Below are 16,972 nucleotides of genomic sequence, written 5' to 3'. Positions count from 1 at the left end.
GTAATTAAATTCAATCTTTGCAAGAAACCCCACCCTCATATCATTTTTTAAATGAAAAAAATTGGAATTATTACAATATTACTCCATAAATGCTATTACCACAACCGAGTTGAACAGACTGCCTGAGAAAATGCTGGCAGCCTGCTGTCATTGTGCTCTCGTGTCCCGTTAGCTCAATGATCTGAAGAAATTGTTTCACTCAAGCTATTCCTCAGAAATCTCTACGCACTATCTAAACCCAATTTGACGCCGAAATTAGGCATTCACCTTGGCTAGGGCGAATATCTTAATGGGGAAGTACATTTTTTAAAATTGAGGTGATACACTTGGGATACTTCGTTACTGTGGAACCGGGCGTAAAAGTATTTATAGAGGACATCAATCCGAAGGGAAATAAAACGATACTTTTTATTCATGGATGGCCGCTAAACCATAACCAGTTCGAATATCAGTTCAATTTCCTTCCTAAGCTCGGATATCGTTGTATCGGAATGGACTGGAGAGGATACGGCAATTCGGATAAACCATTCGACGGTTACGGTTTTGACAGATTAGCAGATGATCTTCGTATGGTCATCGAAGCGTTACAGCTAAAAAACATAACACTGGCAGGACACTCGACCGGAGGCGCGATCTCGATTCGTTATATGGCTCGTTACAAAGGGTACGGGGTATCTAAACTCGTCCTGATCGACGCTGCGTCTCCATCAAGCGTTCCAAAAGAATTTACGAATAAAATCATCGAAGAAACAAACAATGACCGTCCGAAAATGCTGCAAAACCAAACGGGGATTTTTTTCTTTCAGTACATTTCTGAACCGAAATCCGAATGGTTCTTTCTAATGGGTTTACAAGCTGCGAATTGGTCGACTTCCGCCATTATGGTCACGCTAAGAGACGAGAATGTTTACAACGATCTTGGACAGATCGATGTGCCCACATTAATTATTCATGGAATTCATGATAAAGTCGTTCCGTTTACCCAAGCTCAGGAAACAAATAAGCTGATTAAAAATTCGCGATTAGTTCCATTCCAATACAGCGGCCATTGCCCTTTTTTGGAGGAGCGTGATAGATTCAACCAACTATTATCTTCTTTTGCATAACGCCTCTGATTAGCCGCACCATCGCTCCCCATAAATATAAGCCGATATGCCGGTACCAATTTCCGTAGCTAATTAATATAGCTCCCTCTTCTTTGTTCTCATTACACGATTATAAGTCAAATGTAATATTCTGTAAAACGCAAAAGAATGTATTCTACTTACATATCCCTATTTAAGAAAACAAGCTACTTAACATATTAGTCATGTATAATATGTCAAGCAGCTTATTTTAATCGATTCTATAAAGTTAGGTCTTGATAAGAATCATTCTTTACATCTCCCACAAATGGAGACACGGGATATACTTTCACCTCATCTGTAGCGAAAGGTTGAAGAAGACCCTAAGAGAGTCTTAGAATCTTGGATACTCCTATTTAGCCAGTCTGCCTCATCCTCGGGACGCAATATTGACTGCCTTCGGGGACTGAGGGCTTACTATTTACTACCGTTGTGATTTATCCTTCTATATTCTAGGACAAGTCTTAATCCCATCAGACAAATCACAAGCCATATTCCACCCGCTGCAAAACCGGCTATTACATCACTAGGATAATGAACGCCAAGATAAATACGGCTTACACCAATCATCAAAATAAGGATAATTGAAATCAAAGTACTGATCACTTTAGGAAATCTGGATACTAAAAACATATAAAGTAGCATCCACAACATCCCGTAGAAAATAAAAGAAACCATAGAGTGTCCACTTGGGAAACTATATCCGGTTTCTTCAACTAAGCGGTGAATTGTAGGTCTTTGGCGATGGAAAACCCATTTAAGCAATTGATTAAAGAGCACTCCTCCACTTATAGCAATGACTAAAAATAATGGTTCCCATCGTTTCTTTTGCCAAATCATTAGCGTGATCGAAATTACTAGTAACAGAAGCAATGCGGTTGTTGAGCCGAAAAAGGTAAATATCTTCATGATGGTTGTAAGTTGTGGGGTAATATATCCCTGTACCCAATTAATAATGCTTTGATCAAATTTATTTAATTCGTGTTCGATTAATTCGTCCGCAAATCGATCGAATATGAAAACGAAAAACAATAGGATCATAGTGGATATAAGCAAATATCTTTTTGTAGGCAAACCAATTTGGTGCCATTTCATTTGTACTTCCCCTTATTTATACTTTCGCTCCCGTACGCCTAAATTTTAAATAAGCAATAATCCCTACTAGTAAGAGAATTACACCTGCGGAGCTATAAAAACCGTATCGATGAATGTACCTTTCGACCAGAACCCAGCGTTCCCCCAATTTATGCCCCAGGCTTATAAATGTAATACTCCACAATAATGCGCCGCTGTAGGCAAATATCATAAACTTCCAAAGTTCCATGCGTGAGATCCCCGCTAAGTAGGCAGTGATATGTCGAACTCCCGGAATAAAATAACCTACGATAAGTACAACATTTCCGTATTTATTAAAAAGATTTTTTGTATATTCAATTCTCCCTTGGGTGATATGTATTTTGGGTCCGAATTTTTTCAGGAATGGTAATCCCAATTTCAAACCGATGGCGTAACTGATTGAAATTCCTGTTGCTGCACCTAAAAAGGCACTAACTAAGGCAAGAAGATACATCATTTTTCCTTGAAACACAATGAAACCTACATAGGTCAAAAGCAATTCGTCTGGCACAGGTATTCCTACAATACCAAGCGTTAAGGCAGAGAAAATGCCAATATAGCCATATCCTGTTATGAGCCAATCAAGATGAGCCACAAATATCCCTCAACTTTCACCAACAACTTTCTGTCTAATGTTAACATTCCCTACATCAAGTGAAACATGCCGTTCCTGCTTATGAAACATGATTTAATATTACAATGTTTTACCCATCATTTTTTCAATGCTAAAATCCCGATAACAAAATATGTTATCGGGATTTTCCTAAATAATTTACATAAATAGAACTACTAATAGTAAATCGGTGCTTACTAAACTTCATGTAAATAAACAGTAAGCCTCATCTTAGCATGTCATAACTGTTGTCAGTTTACACATCATTCTTCTTGATCTTTTATTTAAAGTATTTTATTTTCTCTCGTTATTGGAGCTTTTGAATGATTTGGTCAACGGTTTGATCCATACCAATTTGCGTTACAAAAGCAGTTCCGTTAATGATCGGAATGTCTGTTTTAAAGGTATTATTACCAATAAGTACGATAACGTCAGGGTTTACTTCCTCTACTTTTACTTCATAGATGTTACCTGAAACAATCTCTACTTCAATGCCTCTTGCTTTACATTTTTCAGCAATAAAGCCCGCCGCTTTATTCATTCTGTTTGCAGATGTACCAGTAGCAACTAAGATTTTTTTCATATGTCTCTCACCCTTCTATTCTTATCTATCTATATTTATGGACTAACTACGAATAAGTACGACCACCATCGCAAAGCAGGACTTGTCCCTGTACAAACCCAGCTTCCTTGGATGCTAAAAATACTGTTGCGTCAGAGATGTCTTGCAAGGTTCCTAGACGGCGTAACGGAATCTGCTTAACTAGTGCCTCAAATTCCTCTTCCGTCTTATACAATTTATTTAACATTTCGGAAGCGATAGTTCGAGGAGCAACGATATTGATATTGATGTTATAATGACTGAGTTCGCGAACCAATGCTCTCATCAATCCAAATGCGCCACCTTTTGAAGTGGCATAATGCACACCACCACCAGAACCTGTATAAGCAGAACCTGATCCAATCATGACAATTTTTCCGTAATTCTGTTGAATCATGGTTGGAGCAATCGCTTTTATTGCGTAAAAGCTTCCAGAAAGATTAACTTGTAAGGTTTTTTTCCAGCTGGCAAAGTTCAAATCATCGAACTTGATCAATTGGGTAATACCTGCTGAGTGGACCAAAACATCAATTCTCTTGTGATCGGAAATAATCTGATTGATGCAGGCTTGGGTTTTTTCCCAGGAACTTACATCAATATGATAAAAACTGGCTTTATGACCCTTTTCTGTCAGGTCGATAACCAGCTGATTTCCTAATTGTTCGTTCATATCGGCAATGATTACCTCATCACCTCGCGCAGATAAATCATAGGTTATTTGGCGACCAATTCCGGCTGCCCCACCAATGATCAGTGATTTTTGCTGTATCATTCGCACACTCACCTCCACAGTTGTCCTACACTTAGATGCTTTTGCCATAATCAAGCAAGATCGTCTGTCCATGTAAGGAAGAGATGATTGATGAACAGAGTAATATAACCATTTTGGCAATATCGCTAACAGGTGTTTTCGGATCCTCGTAACGAGGTGCCAGTCCATTTACAGTAATTCCATAGTCACCAAGCTCTTTGCACAAGCCTTGCGTCATAGAATCAAGAGCACTCTTGGAAGCAGCAAATGCTACATCTACCTCTCCATTTCGTGCTGCTGCAGCGGAAATATTTATGATAGCGCCATGCTTTTCCTTTTTCATGTAAGGAGCAACCGCTTTACAAGCAAAATATCCTCCATCCAAGTTATAAGAAAGCACTTCATCCCACTCACTAGCCGTCATTTCAAGCAAAGATTTGTGGATTTGTTTACCAAAATTATTAATGAGGCAATCTATTCTTCCTTCTGTGCGAATAATGTCATTTAATTTGGCTTCTACATCTTCAACAGATGACCAATCAACAGCGGCTGAAGCATATCCAGATTGATCACAATCTACATGCTCTTTATTGCCAACTACCCAGACATTTGCTCCTGTTTTTACTAGTTCCTTAGCGATTGATTCACTAAGTTCACTGTTACCATCTGCAAGAAGTATGACTTTTCCTGATAAATCTATATGAATCATTCCTGGGCTCTCCCTTCTTGTCATGTGATGCCGTCATTTTACTATTGACGTTGCTACATTTAGTCCAGGTGTTTTCTGAATCTCTTCGGCAAGGAAGAGAGAGGGAAACGATAAGATTCTTTTTTTGTGAAAAACGTCTCGACGTTTTTTCATAAAATTGGATGTGACCGCTTGCGGTCCAACAAAACGGTCATGACCGTTTTGTTATGTTACGCTACAGGCTTGTTTACTGGTTCATTATATTCTTCTGATTTCTCATGTAAAAAGGCAATAAGCTCTTTATAATTTTCCATGCGATGGTTCACCCAATATCGACCACCAAGAATTTGTAGACCCCCAATACGAATGAAGGACTTCCCTACAATTTGATATTCTTTTACTTTTAGAAGTTTAATTTCGTCCCATTTATAGCGATGTTTCACTCCAAATGCGCGGAATTCAATCCCGTATTCCGTTACAGTCACAACTGTTGGATAGTGCAACCCGATCATTGTTGCAGCAAGTAAAACAGGCATTGCAACAATCGCCAATTTATACTTGTTTAACCAACCTTCCGCAATCACTCCATCAATACCCCAGAGCAAAACCCCTACCATTAGAATGATGGGTGCCAATGAAGACAGAATAAACGTTGATTTTGGGTAACCATATACTTGCATGGATTGTTCCTCCTTTAGATAAAACCGCGAGCTCGTCATGATAAAACGAGCCCGCGATTTATCATTACACCTAAACTAGCAAAAGTTAACGTGTGATTTACTTCAGACCTAATTTTTCCAAGATTAATTCCATGTCTTTTTCCATACCTACTCCTGAAAGGAAGGAAATCGTACGGATTACAGGTGTATCACCTACACCAGAAACAGGAGTTGTTGTAATAATCAGGTCGAAGCTAGATGCTTTAGAAGGAGCTTCAGATGCTTTACATTGGTCAACGAAAACATCTACACCTCTTTTTTCTAGCATTTCTTTCACTTTCATTGCTACTACTGTAGAAGTTGCAATTGCAGTACCACACGCTACCAAGATACGTTTTTTAGCCATTTTAATTTCCTCCCGTTTTTGAAATATTTTTTCTCTATTTTAATTTTAGGGGTAAACGAGTTAACTCATGCTTTTTTCAAACTCTTCAGCATCAGCGATTTCTTTTGCATATTCTTTTCTGATATCGTTGCGAACCCAGAACCAAAGCAGTGCGTAAATTATCGCAGCACCGATTGCCATGAAGAAGGTAGGATCTGTTGGGTCAAGTAGGCGAACAATGATCCAAGGGATAATGTGAGCACCCATATCAAGACCAGAGATCATAGCAGTACCTTCAGGCATTGCAAATCCAACTGCATTACCCATTGTGGTAGCTAGTTCTGCAAGGTTCGTACCGATAAATAGTACGATCGCTACAGTGAAGATAGAGTTGATCAGACCGCGGACAATGTTACCGCGAGCCGCTGCAACCGCCCACACTACGATAAATGGAAGTGTAGCTAAGTCAGCAAACGGAAGCATACGGTTGTATGGAAGAAGCATTGCTAAGAACAAAGTGATTGGAACCATTAGTAGTGCAACAGCCATGTTAGCTGGGTTACCAATTACGATTGCAGCATCCAAACCGATGAATACTTTTTTACCAGGGAAACGTTTAGACATGAAGTCACGTGCACCCTCGGAGATCGGAATCAAACCTTCCATCAATAAAGCAACCATTCGCGGCATCAAGATAAGTACTGCCGCCATTTCGATACCTAGAGTCAGAATACCTTTTAGATCGTACTGACCAAGAACACCAATTAACATACCCAGGACAAGACCCATTGTTAATGGTTCACCGAACAGACCCAAGCGACGTTTCAGTGTTTCAGGATCTGCATCCAGTTTGTTCAAACCAGGAATCATCATTTGAACTTTGTTAAGCGCATAAGCAATTGGCGCGAAGTTAACAGTCTCTGTATGTGGCAGAGCAACCCCAGGCATACCGAAGTGATGCTCTACAACTGGTTGTGTCCAGTCAGACAGTTTCAGAACGATTGTTACTACAACCAAACCTACAGCGATAGCAATTAGCATGCTGTCATAAGCATAGTAAGCAATGGAAGCAGCGAAGATAAAGTGCCAGTAGTTCCAGATATCCACATCAATGGTTTTAGTAAAGTTAATAGAAACTAAGAGTACATTAAGCAGGATAGTTGCAACGATCATGATTGGAGCAACTGGTGTACCAAATGCGATAGCGGAACCGATTGGCCAACCTACGTCCAGAACATCAAATTTGAGTCCTAGCGCTTCAACCATCGCTTGAGTAGCAGGTCCTAGAGCACCTGTTAGTAAGCCGATTACAAGGTTAATCCCTACGAAACCGATACCGATTGTAATACCGGCAGTAAAGGATCTTTTAAACCCTTGTTTTAAACAAAGACCAAAAATTGTCATCAAGATAGGTAGCATTACAGATGGACCAAGTCCCAGTAGGAAGTCAGTAAAATTTTGAATCATGATTTAGCCTCCTCTGTTTGTAGTGAACGTATTGAGTATGTAGTTATGAATGGAGTTGTACGTTCACATGAGATTTGCTCCGACAAACTTTACTTAAGGAGCTTGCAATTCTTTTTCAAGCAATGCTCTCATCTCTTCTGTGGAATCCATTTTCATGAATTTTTCAATCACATCAGATTGTTGAAAGAATCCCATTAGGCTTGACAACATTGTAAGTTGCTCAGACGGTTGCTTAATAGCGAGCATAAAGATTGCTTGAACAGAAACTTGATCATCAGGACTGCCCATCACTGTGAATGTTTCAGGCTTCTCAAGAATTGCTACAGCAATCGCAGGTTCATTAACGTGAATGGCATCTGTATGCGGAATAGCCACTCCTATTTTTTCTAATGGAATACCTGTCGCATAATTTTTTTCGCGTTCAATAATTGCGTTTGCGTAGGTTTCTTTAACGATACCTTTCTCATGCAGTTGATTGGCAAGGAATCTAAGTGTCTCCTCCTTTCCCCCCTCATCTACACCCAGAAAGATCAAGTCTGAACGTAAAGTAAATAATGTAGACATGGTTTTCACTCTCCTATCTTTGTTTCTCTACCTGCTACTCATCGGATAACATATCAATTAGTTCAGCGGCAGATTTTCTATATTCCAATGCTTCCTTGACTTTCGGTTTTTGCAAGTTCAAGTACAGCTGTTGGAAACCAGGTTGGCAATTCTCTTTCAAGGCAAGCATGAAGATATACTTCACCTTGTGTCCATCTCCCCAATCAATTGGTACTTTGTTAGTGAGAAGGGCAATACATGGTTTATTAACGTAAAGGGGATCAGCGTGCGGTATGGCAATGAATTGATCGGGAAAAATAGCTGCTGCCTGGTTTTCACGATCAACCATTTGTTGATGAAAATCGTCGGTTACATACCCTCGCTGTAGTAGCTGCCTACTTAGAAATTGCAGCGCATCCTCCTTGTTAGTGAAATCACGTTGTGTAAATACCAATTGTTCATCCAAAAGTTGAGGCAATTTGATTGATACTGGTGGTTCCTCCAATTCGTATGGTGCCACATACCCTGCCTTCCAGCTTTCATTCCATTTCCATTTCAACAAGTGTTCTAGGAAATCAAATCCTTTACCAGATACCAGGTCACTTACTGAAATAAACGGAATGCCCATAATATTGGGATCAATCGTTCCTACTGAGGCAATCACATCATACTTTTCCAGATAAAATTGAGCTTTATTGTAACCGTTTTCAAAAGTTGGTGAAAATGGAATCAATCTAACTTTTCCGGAAATCCATGACATTTTATCGAGAAGCATATGTTTGACAGCCACGGCAGAACGCTCTCCCGTGATACATACGGTAAGAATAGCCATATGCTTGTTTACGCCCTCACGCTGCTTGGATTGCCATACATTGGTATAAGTTATATCCTGATCGAGCGTACTTACCAGTTCATCCAGCGTACTCTCAGGTAGAATTGCTTTGCGAACGCTTTCAATTGCCATTACGGTTGTAATTGGATGGATCGTTCTGGTTGGGATTCCGGTTTCTTTTGTAATTTGTTCACCAAAGGTAGTTAAGGTGCCCATATCAGCCAACAGAAGAACGCCTTTCCCTTCATTAGCTTCTTTCACTTTTTGAAGGACCCTACCGTATGTTTGCTGTGGACTTTCAGTCAAAGGCATTTCTACTGCCTTTGCGTGCGTTACATCCAGAAATCCATTGGCCACATCAGCCATTCCCTTTGCCACGTTACCGTGCGACAGAATGACAACTCCTACTTTTCCATCCTTTTGCTGTTCCCCATAGGTGCTTGTCAGATACATGACGATGTATCCTGCTTCATCGTCAGACAGTTCAATATCCAACAGATGATTTACTACGCTGCACATTTCTTTAGCAATACTGAATTCAATCGGGTATTCCCGTTTAATCTTGTCCAAATGCGGGTTATAAATCATTTTCCCCTGATTGATTCGCTCCAATGTTGTCGCTAGATGGATAGCCAATCCATAATACAGATTTTCGAAGCTTTTACCTATGCGGTGTTCCGCAATCCAGATCATTTTCCCTACAGCTTCCACCACATCAGCACCGACGATCTTTAGTAGCTCTTCTCCAGCAACGGGTCTTCTCTGAGATTCCAGGTTGCGAAGCAGAGTCTTAAATCGGTATTCCAGTTCTTCGCCCAGTATCTGATTAATCTGCTCTATTGTTTTTCCGCTTGATTGCAAATCATCATAGCGACTTTCAATATGCTGATAAATCTCACCTGGTAAACTGTAGAACGTCTCGTATAGTGCCGTATGCTTTGTTTCCTGATTAGGATGCAGCCTTACATCTCTTGTGATCAATTGATCCAGTGTGGTGTCTCTCTGCTTTTTCCCAAAAAAGCTGATTCGAGCATGATTAGGCAAGTCATTCGCTTCTACGGTTATCTCGCTGCGATTTGTATGCAAGTAACGTAAAAATGCTTTGGCACACGCTACTTGGATGTCGCTTCGCAACTGACCAATATTACCTGGACATTCATAGGTAAGTAGTGTATTTAATACTTCTGAGTGAACAAGTATAGATGTACCTGTTCTGGTTGCCTCCTTATGAAAGAAATCAAGAACTACTTCATATCTTTCGGAAGAAGGTCTTTCTTGTAGTGTTGGTAACTCAATCACCATCGGAATTCTTCGTCTGAAGGTCATCAAGAGTGATGAATCAGCACTTTCCGATGTAGCAGCGATTATCATCAATTTGGCTTGGCGCTGTGTCTCGGTTTCACCTAATCTGCGATATAATCCCTTATCAATCAGATAAAAAAGTAACTCCTGTCCCTCTGCGGGTAATCGGTGTACTTCATCCAAAAATAAGATTCCGCCGTTTGCCTTCTCAATCAGCCCTTCACGGTCCTTGTCAGCTCCTGTGTAAGCACCTTTTACTACACCAAACAGTTGACCCATCAATAGTTGCGGGTTTTCTGCATAATCGGCGCAGTTAAAGACGACAAAGCTTACATCCTGCTGTATCTTGCCAGCTTCCACTGCGAAACAATACATAGCTTCAGCCATTTGGCTTTTCCCTACACCAGTTGCACCAAATATCAAGGTGTGCAAACCATTCGGTGGATACAGCACTGCTGCTTTTGCTTGTTGCACATGACGCCGTAAGCTTCCGTTATAGCCAATTAATTCTGAGAAAGCGTCTCTTTCCACTTCTCCAAGTTGGTTTAGCGAATAGCGACTACCTTTTTGATTCTCAAGTTGGTCACCTGTAGGCATTTTTTTGTTTGCGACAGGTTCAGTCGTTTTTGCAGTCCAGGCTTTAACAGGTACAGCTTGCTCCGTTTGCCTAGGTACACGTTCCTCTGGCTGGACAGGTACATGATTCACTTGTGATGGGGTAATTTCTTCTTCCTCCAGCTCTTTCCATAGTTGCATAACGGTATGGCGAGAAACCTGGAAGCCGATATCAATTAATTCCTGTGTCATTTTGCGAATAGTCCATTTTTGAGGGCGTTTCTGCATCTCTCGCATTACTTGTAGTAGGATCGGTCGACGTCTTTTTCTCGAATCGGGTATACCAAGCTGTTCTCTCAGGGCCGTGACCTTTTCTCGACGCAAACCGATCTGATCACCAATTTGCTCATCAGTCAGCGGATTTTTCTGATCTTCCTGCTCAATGATTTTCTGGATCTGTGTTACCATCTCCATCACCCCAATTCACTATTTTATTAATACAAGTTCCATGCCAAACAAAAACTGCCACTCGACAAAATATATGAAAAGGCTTACTAACAATATTATAATTGCGATTACACCAACAAAACATGTCATTATTTTGAATGTTTTTTTTCGTGCACAATTTCTGCCTATTCTTTTTCTACCGTATGCAACCTTTTCTGCCAAAAGAACACGAAAAAAAGAGAGGAGATCAAGCTATGTAAGCCTGATCAAACCTCTCATAAACGGGAGAACGATTATTGGAAAATTACGTATTTGGCAGTATTTTGTGTATTAATTATATTAATTTAAGCTTTTTGGCATTGTTCCTGTTCACGCTTGCTGATTTTGTCGATTTTGTCTTGAGAGCGTCCTTCAAACTCGGAATCAAGCCATGCTTTAACTACTTGTTTAGCTGTTTCCAAACCAATTACTTTTGCACCCATTGTCAGGATTTGAGCGTTATTACTTTTTCTCGCACGCTCTGCAGAATATGTGTCATGAGCACATGCAGCATATACACCTTGAACTTTATTAGCTGCGATTGCTACACCAATACCAGTACCACAAACCAGAATACCGCGATCAAAATTACCGTCACGAATCTCTTCCGCTACTTTAAATGCCACATCAGGATAATCGACTACTTCACCTTGATGGGAACCGAAATCTGTTACTTCTACACCTTTTTCTTTTAGAAGTTCAATAACTGTCATTTTCATTTCGTAAGCGTTTTGGTCACAACCGATAGCAATTTTCATGGTATGTCTCTCCTCTTGGTTTGTATTCTTTATTTATCTATTTATCAGGTATGAAACCTAGATAACCTATTATTACGAAGCAGACGTACTCCAATATGTGTGCATAGCTTCCCCAGCTTTTTGTCTTCCTTGGAGAACTTCCCAAAGACCTACAAGTAAAGGTAACTCACTCTTCGTATCAAGTTTTCCTTGTTCTTCTAAAGAAGTCAGAAGGGATTGTGCCTCATGAGCAGCAACGTAACCTTCCACTGTTTGACCTTTAAGCGCTTCTTTTGCTTCGCTAATCGTCATGCCTTGTCCCAAGTACATGCCCAATGTACGATTGCGTCCACCAGAAACAGTTACATATAAGTCACCAATTCCTGCTACCCCAGCGACTGTGTCAGCTTGACCACCGTAAGCAAGCGTTAGGATATGTAGTTCCTTAGCGATTTGGCCCATCAGACCTGCTTTTGGATTATCTGCATCAGGATATAGCCCTTCCGCCATACCAAAAGCGATGGCATACACATTTTTCATGGACGCACACAAGTCAACACCCGTTACATCTGCAGAAACACCTGCACGGAATTGAGGGGATACAAAGTATTCACTCATCTGCTTGGCAGCTGCTACACTTTCGCTGGCAAACAATGCTTCGGCAGGATGTCCTTTTGCTATTTCAACAGCACGTAGAGGACCGCCCAATTTCACTACTGGAACATCACTTCTGCCCATATCATTCAGCGTATGCTGCATCATTTCGGCAAGAGTGCGAGAGTTCTTTCCGTCAATCCCCTTCGTAATGCTACCTACGAGCACATGTTGATTGGAACAAAATCCTACCAATTCCTTAAGCATATCTTGCAGTCCAGCAGATGAGACAGCGAAAATGATCATATCGGCATCAAGAACCGCTTCTTTTCTTTGCTCATGGGTAAAGAATGTTAGAGCTCCCGGAACATCAACTGACATCCGTGGACATTTACGCTCTATTTCAAGAACCTTTAAAATTTCAGCATCCCATTGAGTACCAAGAAGACGAACGCGACTTGGTCTCGTCCCTTCACCAGCTAAATGGAAAGCCAAAGCGGTTCCCATTACACCAGCTCCCACTATCGTGATGACAGGGTTATTTTGGAATGTAGGTAGTGCCATTCTGGTTCCTCCTTCCGGGACACATAATCCCGTACATATTCATCCAACTCCACAACCTATTACTGATGCAAATATCAAGCCAATGTGTTGAAGGTTTTGTACCTGATGCGTAAAACAGATATAATGATGCGGTTCTATACTCTTTCACCTTTTTGATGGCAGTTTTTATGTTGTATGGTTTTTTTGGTTTTGCTGTTACGAATCCGGGTGGCAGATTTTCAGGAAGAAAATGTCCCCCATCATAAGCAGAACACCTGGCAACAAAGAAAAGCGCACGAATCAACAGGATTTCCAAGTAACTTTCCAGAAAAACAAGTAGGAGACATCCTTCATCTATAGAAATCCGGAGCGAAAACGGAGGAAAAAATTATGTATCCAAAAGCTTATCTCACTTACTTGGTACATTTTCATACAGATCGGGATTATTTTGAATGTCATGAAATTTTGGAAGAATACTGGAAATCACTTCCCAAGGAGAATCGTTCCCCTACTTGGGTCTGCCTGATCCAGATTGCAGTTGGCTTGTACCATCACCGATGCGGTAATATGGCTGGGGCAAATAAAATGATACATAGCGCCCTGTTAATAGCCGAGGATAGAAGAGAGGAGCTAGAGCACCTGGGACTAGATGTACAAAAGCTGACAGGTCAATTGCAGATGCGGATTGATGAAGTTCAACATGATGCACCTTATCACAGCATGGATTTACCTATCCATGATCCTAAGCTGTACAAAATGTGCCACGATCAGGCAATTGCTACTGGAATTCTTTTTGGTACACCTAGCGATATGAGCAACGACTCGATTCTTTATAAACATAAATTGCGAGACCGTTCTGAGGTTATTGCCGAACGGCTGAAAAGTCTTGAGGAGAAAACAAAGCGAAATCAAGATAAAAGCTGAATTCGTTGTTATTGCCAGGAGTGAACTGCCATAGAGGAGAAAACCAGCTTCTCTTTTCACTCTTCGCTAGAGTCTTCGCCCCGCAAGGGGATGGACTGTCCGCTCCGCACTATTCATCGGGGAAGTTCAAAACGATGTATTCACTAGACAGGGCTGCACCACGAGAGTGCAACCCTGTTTTTTATTCCAATATAAATATAACTAAAATCCACATGAGCGCAAAATCTGCCAAACCATGGCTTATCCAGATTGGATAAATGCTTTTATAGATCTGTTTAAGCCAACCCCAAAAAAGACCAGCAACAAAAACCGCCAAAGTTGCCCAGAATCCCCACCATACTCCAAACAAAATTGCTCCAATTAAAAAGTGGTACAGTGAATAAAAAAAACTGCTAATCAATATGGCAGAAAATGTAGAGAGATACTTTAGCAAACGGTCGAGAATGAACCCCCGCCAGAATATTTCTTCAAAAAATGAATTGATCACAGTCATATAAAATGCAAACAACCATTTACCTTGTGTGGTAATTCCCCATTGCCCCAAAATCAAAGCCATTTCATGCAGATTAAGTCCTCTACTCTTCATCCAAAAAAAGCCACCAAATATGACTGCCATCATGCTGATACCAGATAAAAGCCCCCACGAAACCCCGAGAAAAGTATGTATAGATATTTTCCAGGCAGATGTCCATTTTCTTCGTAGATTTCCATGTCTCCAAGCATGCCAAACAGGAATTCCCAAACAACATATTAGATGAAAGCATACGAACGTGATGAAAATGTTTTTCTTCTCAATTAATCCGTAGTAAATGCTACATGTAGCTAGCCCGGAGTAACTGAGATAAACCAGGAATTCCCTACCCTTAACAACCATTTCATTCATTTCATCTCTCCTTTAAGAACTAGTTATAGTGTACCTCTATATTGGGTGTTCTATTTTCTTGATGAAAGGAATAAAAAATGAAACTAAAGATATGATTCCCATATATGTAAATATTGGTATAATAAAACATGTGATTTTAACTCGTAAGTTATTTTGGTTAAGGGGTGATCATCTTTTGCTACATAATAAGTCATATGTATCTCTCGTATCAGGAGAGGTTATTGCTGGCACTGGAATGTGGATTGGGATTGTAGGAAACCTTAAGTTTTTGCAACAATTAATCGATTCAGATTTTTTAAAAGGCTTATTATTAATGGTTGGGTTATTTGTTAGTCTTTTCTTTTCTCCCAAGGCAGGGGAATGGATTGACCGTTTTTCCAAGAAAAATGTTCTGCTATATGCGACAATCATACGCTGCCTGGCTCCAACATGTATGCTTGTCGCTATCCAGTACAATTCCGTAACCTGGATGATTCTTTCTTCTATCTTTGTGCAGCTGGCTGCGACCTTTTATCAGCCTGCCGCTCAGGCATCCATACCACTTCTCGTACCTTCTAACGAGTTGCTTCGAGCAAACGGATTTTATGTAAATGCTTCTACACTCGCCAGAATTGGTGGAACAGCCATCGGAGGTATTTTGATTGGTTTTATGCAGCTTTGGACCCTGTATAGTATTACACTGGTTTGTTATTTCATTCTGATTCTGCTCATTCTGCCTATCCGTATAGGAAGTCAAAAGTCTGTAGGAAAAGCGGGTAAGCCTGATAAAATGCCATTCCGCGAAGTCTTCTCGCTGCTTAAATCAGATCGGACACTTACACTAGGATTAACGAACGCACTTGTTGTTTCTTATTTTGTTGGTGGTTCAAATCTGCTTGTCATTAATTTTAGCGAAATGCTACAGACTCCTGGACTGATGGGCTGGATATATACAGCTGAAGGTATCACTGCATTACTTGCTGGTGTCATGGTGAAACGCTTTTTTGGGAAAAGAAATCTTGTTCTCTCCTCCACCCTATTTTTGTTTATACTGGCCTTCTCACAGATTAGCATGGCATTCTCTTATCACATCGTTCCGCTCATGCTCTCTTATACTGTGTTTGGCTATTGCTTTGGAACTGTAGTCCCACTAACTGCAACAATATTCCAAAAACAATTACCTGCAGATGCCAGAGGTCGTTTCTTCTCATTTAAAACCATGCTAGACCGTACCTGGTTCTTACTCTCCCTCGCAGGTACTGGGCTTTTCCTAGATTTGATAGGAATCAATTATTACCTGTTACTCATGGGAGCTGTTTCGTTACTCGTAGGAATCTTCTCTCTCCAATACAGTAAGCGGCATGCTTTGGATGTAAGACAGGTAACAGAGAATACGAAAGCAAAAATGGCTTAATTGTCATAAATTCGTCACATAAAAGTGTATCTAAAGGAGCGAAGATCTTCCTGTTCGGGTAGGATATAAAATAATCTCTTTCCGATATGTATGAGGAGGGCAACTTCATGCCTACTATTTTTGGAATTTCACTTGCCGTGTGGGCAACATCGGCTGGTTTAATAATGGCCAGTTTTATGTTTATATACAGAATACGTGCTGCCAAAAAGCCAGTGACGGTAAAAAAAATATTGATTCCACCAATTGCCATGTCAACAGGGTTTGGTATGTTTATTGTTCCAGATACTCATCTGGCGATTACCTATCATCTCTTGGCATTTTGTTGTGGAATGATCTTATCAATACCTCTGATAATGACCTCCCGCTTTGAGAAAATAGAAGATGAGATTTATCTTCGTAATTCGATTTTACTCATTGTTTTCTTACTCGGAGCTCTCGTGATTCGTTCTATTGTGAAGGTCTTTGTAGGGGACATTTTCACCTACATGCAGACAGCAGGCTTATTCTTTGTTTTGGCGTTCGGTATGATCATGCCGTGGCGAGTAGCGATGTTCTTCCAATATAAACAACTATTTCGAAATGTAAAACCCGGGGTGTAACTGCCTCGGGTTTCTTCTGTATGCCTACTACAGTAGTAATCATCTAAGAAAAACTTTTAATGAAGTCCCTTCGAAGAAGATGGATACAGGTAAAAGATCGTCTCCTTCCTACGGTAGTGGAGAAAACCAGATTCTCTTTTCACACTTCGCTAAAAGTCTTCGCCCCGCTGAGGGTTA

Annotated in this window: 17 protein-coding genes; 4 read left to right on the top strand and 13 right to left on the bottom strand. The window is 40.5% G+C overall.

All coding sequences use genetic code 11. The annotated features are described in order from the left end of the window. Nucleotides 1–326: 326 nt before the first annotated feature. Nucleotides 327–1,106 (top strand): alpha/beta fold hydrolase, encoded by a 780-nt coding sequence (locus tag LM917_RS15515; RefSeq protein ID WP_101669459.1) that lies wholly within the window; start codon nucleotides 327–329, stop codon nucleotides 1,104–1,106. 435 nt (nucleotides 1,107–1,541) lie between these two features. Here LM917_RS15515 and LM917_RS15510 read toward each other — a convergent pair whose 3' ends face one another. From LM917_RS15510 to LM917_RS15455, 12 genes are all read right to left on the bottom strand, one after another. Further along, nucleotides 1,542–2,219 carry a phosphatase PAP2 family protein gene (locus LM917_RS15510; RefSeq protein WP_232698449.1) on the bottom strand — a complete coding sequence of 226 codons (678 nt, stop codon included), beginning with the start codon at nucleotides 2,217–2,219 and terminating at the stop codon, nucleotides 1,542–1,544. Nucleotides 2,220–2,235: 16 nt separating this feature from the next. Beyond that, a complete protein-coding gene (locus LM917_RS15505) occupies nucleotides 2,236–2,835 on the bottom strand; it encodes a DedA family protein (RefSeq protein WP_232698448.1) in 600 nt (199 codons plus the stop codon). A 325-nt stretch (nucleotides 2,836–3,160) separates the two neighbouring features. Further along, nucleotides 3,161–3,436, bottom strand: a complete 276-nt coding sequence (locus tag LM917_RS15500) for a PTS sugar transporter subunit IIB (protein ID WP_232698447.1) — start codon at nucleotides 3,434–3,436, stop codon at nucleotides 3,161–3,163. 46 nt (nucleotides 3,437–3,482) lie between these two features. Next, nucleotides 3,483–4,226, bottom strand: coding sequence for an SDR family NAD(P)-dependent oxidoreductase (locus LM917_RS15495; RefSeq protein ID WP_232698446.1), 744 nt, complete (start codon nucleotides 4,224–4,226; stop codon nucleotides 3,483–3,485). Between the two features lie 31 nt (nucleotides 4,227–4,257). Further along, nucleotides 4,258–4,914 (bottom strand): SDR family NAD(P)-dependent oxidoreductase, encoded by a 657-nt coding sequence (locus tag LM917_RS15490; protein ID WP_232698445.1) that lies wholly within the window; start codon nucleotides 4,912–4,914, stop codon nucleotides 4,258–4,260. A gap of 209 nt (nucleotides 4,915–5,123) precedes the next feature. Continuing rightward, nucleotides 5,124–5,573 (bottom strand): hypothetical protein, encoded by a 450-nt coding sequence (locus LM917_RS15485; protein ID WP_232698444.1) that lies wholly within the window; start codon nucleotides 5,571–5,573, stop codon nucleotides 5,124–5,126. A 97-nt stretch (nucleotides 5,574–5,670) separates the two neighbouring features. Further along, nucleotides 5,671–5,958: a PTS sugar transporter subunit IIB gene (locus LM917_RS15480; protein ID WP_232698443.1), complete on the bottom strand. Its 288-nt coding sequence runs from the start codon at nucleotides 5,956–5,958 to the stop codon at nucleotides 5,671–5,673. Between the two features lie 60 nt (nucleotides 5,959–6,018). Further along, entirely contained in the window at nucleotides 6,019–7,404 is a 1,386-nt protein-coding gene (locus LM917_RS15475; RefSeq protein ID WP_232698442.1) for a PTS galactitol transporter subunit IIC, read from the bottom strand. A gap of 93 nt (nucleotides 7,405–7,497) precedes the next feature. Continuing rightward, nucleotides 7,498–7,968 carry a PTS sugar transporter subunit IIA gene (locus LM917_RS15470; protein WP_232698441.1) on the bottom strand — a complete coding sequence of 157 codons (471 nt, stop codon included), beginning with the start codon at nucleotides 7,966–7,968 and terminating at the stop codon, nucleotides 7,498–7,500. 34 nt (nucleotides 7,969–8,002) lie between these two features. Continuing rightward, nucleotides 8,003–11,104, bottom strand: a complete 3,102-nt coding sequence (locus LM917_RS15465) for a sigma 54-interacting transcriptional regulator (protein ID WP_232698440.1) — start codon at nucleotides 11,102–11,104, stop codon at nucleotides 8,003–8,005. A 323-nt stretch (nucleotides 11,105–11,427) separates the two neighbouring features. Next, nucleotides 11,428–11,880 carry a ribose 5-phosphate isomerase B gene (gene rpiB / locus LM917_RS15460; protein WP_232698439.1) on the bottom strand — a complete coding sequence of 151 codons (453 nt, stop codon included), beginning with the start codon at nucleotides 11,878–11,880 and terminating at the stop codon, nucleotides 11,428–11,430. 72 nt (nucleotides 11,881–11,952) lie between these two features. Further along, nucleotides 11,953–13,017, bottom strand: coding sequence for an NAD(P)H-dependent glycerol-3-phosphate dehydrogenase (locus LM917_RS15455; protein WP_232698438.1), 1,065 nt, complete (start codon nucleotides 13,015–13,017; stop codon nucleotides 11,953–11,955). 369 nt (nucleotides 13,018–13,386) lie between these two features. On the opposite strand from LM917_RS15455, the gene LM917_RS15450 reads away from it, so the two are divergent. Beyond that, entirely contained in the window at nucleotides 13,387–13,920 is a 534-nt protein-coding gene (locus LM917_RS15450; RefSeq protein ID WP_232698437.1) for a DUF309 domain-containing protein, read from the top strand. 181 nt (nucleotides 13,921–14,101) lie between these two features. On the opposite strand, the gene LM917_RS15445 is transcribed toward LM917_RS15450, so the two are convergent. Next, nucleotides 14,102–14,803: a CPBP family intramembrane glutamic endopeptidase gene (locus tag LM917_RS15445; RefSeq protein WP_232698436.1), complete on the bottom strand. Its 702-nt coding sequence runs from the start codon at nucleotides 14,801–14,803 to the stop codon at nucleotides 14,102–14,104. A 175-nt stretch (nucleotides 14,804–14,978) separates the two neighbouring features. On the opposite strand from LM917_RS15445, the gene LM917_RS15440 reads away from it, so the two are divergent. Together LM917_RS15440 and LM917_RS15435 are read left to right on the top strand one after the other, a co-directional pair. Continuing rightward, on the top strand, nucleotides 14,979–16,196 hold the full coding sequence (locus LM917_RS15440) for an MFS transporter (RefSeq protein ID WP_232698435.1): 1,218 nt from the start codon (nucleotides 14,979–14,981) through the stop codon (nucleotides 16,194–16,196). Nucleotides 16,197–16,303: 107 nt separating this feature from the next. Then, nucleotides 16,304–16,795 (top strand): CcdC family protein, encoded by a 492-nt coding sequence (locus tag LM917_RS15435; protein ID WP_232698434.1) that lies wholly within the window; start codon nucleotides 16,304–16,306, stop codon nucleotides 16,793–16,795. Nucleotides 16,796–16,972 lie beyond the last annotated feature (177 nt).

Source organism: Brevibacillus daliensis, assembly GCF_021245735.1.
Classification (GTDB): Bacteria; Bacillota; Bacilli; order Brevibacillales; family Brevibacillaceae; genus Brevibacillus_B; species Brevibacillus_B daliensis.
The sequence above is the reverse complement of the archived record's forward strand: the minus strand, read 5'-3'. Positions and strand labels throughout refer to the sequence as shown.

Excerpts from the sequence above, each read along its gene's own strand:
- LM917_RS15445 (WP_232698436.1), bottom strand. The coding sequence starts at position 14,803 with ATGAATGAAATGGTTGTTAAGGGTAGGGAATTCCTGGTTTATCTCAGT.
- rpiB (WP_232698439.1), bottom strand. The coding sequence starts at position 11,880 with ATGAAAATTGCTATCGGTTGTGACCAAAACGCTTACGAAATGAAAATG.
- LM917_RS15465 (WP_232698440.1), bottom strand. The coding sequence starts at position 11,104 with ATGGTAACACAGATCCAGAAAATCATTGAGCAGGAAGATCAGAAAAAT.
- LM917_RS15435 (WP_232698434.1), top strand. The coding sequence starts at position 16,304 with ATGCCTACTATTTTTGGAATTTCACTTGCCGTGTGGGCAACATCGGCT.
- LM917_RS15510 (WP_232698449.1), bottom strand. The coding sequence starts at position 2,219 with ATGAAATGGCACCAAATTGGTTTGCCTACAAAAAGATATTTGCTTATA.
- LM917_RS15490 (WP_232698445.1), bottom strand. The coding sequence starts at position 4,914 with ATGATTCATATAGATTTATCAGGAAAAGTCATACTTCTTGCAGATGGT.
- LM917_RS15480 (WP_232698443.1), bottom strand. The coding sequence starts at position 5,958 with ATGGCTAAAAAACGTATCTTGGTAGCGTGTGGTACTGCAATTGCAACT.
- LM917_RS15450 (WP_232698437.1), top strand. The coding sequence starts at position 13,387 with ATGTATCCAAAAGCTTATCTCACTTACTTGGTACATTTTCATACAGAT.
- LM917_RS15455 (WP_232698438.1), bottom strand. The coding sequence starts at position 13,017 with ATGGCACTACCTACATTCCAAAATAACCCTGTCATCACGATAGTGGGA.
- LM917_RS15500 (WP_232698447.1), bottom strand. The coding sequence starts at position 3,436 with ATGAAAAAAATCTTAGTTGCTACTGGTACATCTGCAAACAGAATGAAT.
- LM917_RS15485 (WP_232698444.1), bottom strand. The coding sequence starts at position 5,573 with ATGCAAGTATATGGTTACCCAAAATCAACGTTTATTCTGTCTTCATTG.
- LM917_RS15470 (WP_232698441.1), bottom strand. The coding sequence starts at position 7,968 with ATGTCTACATTATTTACTTTACGTTCAGACTTGATCTTTCTGGGTGTA.
- LM917_RS15495 (WP_232698446.1), bottom strand. The coding sequence starts at position 4,226 with ATGATACAGCAAAAATCACTGATCATTGGTGGGGCAGCCGGAATTGGT.
- LM917_RS15475 (WP_232698442.1), bottom strand. The coding sequence starts at position 7,404 with ATGATTCAAAATTTTACTGACTTCCTACTGGGACTTGGTCCATCTGTA.